The organism is Burkholderia sp. Ac-20345 (assembly GCF_017104825.1).
GTDB classification, from domain to species: Bacteria; Pseudomonadota; Gammaproteobacteria; order Burkholderiales; family Burkholderiaceae; genus Burkholderia; species Burkholderia lata_B.
Genome location: NZ_JAAGPO010000486.1, coordinates 1 through 1,474 on the forward strand (window position 1 = coordinate 1; position 1,474 = coordinate 1,474).

Below are 1,474 nucleotides of genomic sequence, written 5' to 3' on the forward strand. Positions count from 1 at the left end.
CCGTGCCGGCCGGGCGGCTGTCCGGCGTGCCGGTTGTCCGTTCGGCCTGGCGCTGGCCCGCGCGTTGTGCCGATCCTGCCGCGGCGTGACCATTCGCCGCACTGCCCGCCCGCCCGTTGCCGCCCGCCGTGCGCGGCACGACATCGGACAGTTCGATCTCGCCGCCGAGCCGCGCGGCCGCGCTGAACGCGAGATACAGGCCGACCCCGTGCCCGCCCTGCGTGCTGTCGACCGGCATCGCGCCGAGCGATTCACGCAACGAGGCCGGAATGCCGGGCCCGTCGTCGCATACCTCGAATTCGATCTCGTCGGCCGTGCCGCCATGCGCGACCTTCGCGGCCAGCGTCACGCGCCGCGGGCTCGCGCGCGCGGCGTTGTCGAGCAGGATCGTCAGGATCTGGCCGGCCGCGACCGTATCGTCGAGCGCGACGCCCGCCGGACGCGCGCCGAGCAGCTCGAACTGCACGTGCGGATGCCGCAGGCGCCAGTGCTCGACGAACGTGTCGAGCCAGTCGTCCACCGGCTGGCGGCTCGCGGGCGCGCTCGCACGGCTGCGCAGGCGCGCGAGCGCCGACGTGCAGAGCGACATCTGCTCCTCGAGCACCTTCAGGTCGGCTTCGTAGCGGGCCAGCCCCGGATCGTCGCGCGCCGCGTCGCGCAGCTCCTCGGCGAGCATCGCGATCGTCGACAGCGGCGTGCCCATCTCGTGCGCGACGGTGGCGGCCTGCACGCCGAGCGCGACCGCCCGCTCGTCGCGCAGCAGGTGCTGCTGCGCTTCGCCGAGCGCCGCATCGCGCTGGCGCAGCGCATTCGACATGCGCGCGACGAACCACGCGATCAGCCCGACGCTGACCATGAAGTTCGCCCACATCCCGGTACGGTAGTAGTCGAACAGGTTCGCGGGATTGTCCATGTTGAGCGGCACCGAGTCGAAGCCGAGCGCCGCGTAGCACGCGACCGCGAACGCCGCGAGCCAGATCATCAGGTGCCACGGCAGCACGGCCGCCGCGATCGCGAGCGACGGCAGGTACAGCGACACGAACGGATTGGTCGTGCCGCCCGACAGGAACAGCAGCGCGGACAGCGCACCGAGGTCGACCCACAGCTGGCCGAGCAGCTCGAAATTGGTCTCGGGCCGCGCGCGCAGCACGCGCACCCAGGTCAGCGCGTTGAAAACGATTTCGAGCGCGATGACCATCAGCATCGCCGGCAACGGCAGATGCACGCCGAAATAGGTCTGCACGACGCCGATCGTCACGAGCTGGCCGATGATCGCGAGATTGCGGAGCCAGAACAGGTGACTGAGGTTGACGCGCCCGGTGGTGGTGATTCGTTGCATCCGAGCAGTTTACCCGTTTAGCGGGCGGCGCCTCTAGCGGGGCCGGATCGGAGCGCGGCGAACGGGACGCCCCGCGTGCCCTGCCGGTACCGTCAGCCGGCCGCGCCGGCCATCCGCTGCGCGATCTCGTCGGCC

The 1,474-nt window shown here is 71.4% G+C and carries 1 protein-coding gene; it reads right to left on the bottom strand.

Features of this window, described 5'->3' with window-relative positions; genetic code table 11:
* The coding region (locus G3O06_RS48170; protein WP_241020627.1) for an ATP-binding protein at positions 1–1,339 on the bottom strand (1,339 nt) is incomplete at its 3' end.
* Positions 1,340–1,474: the final 135 nt, after the last annotated feature.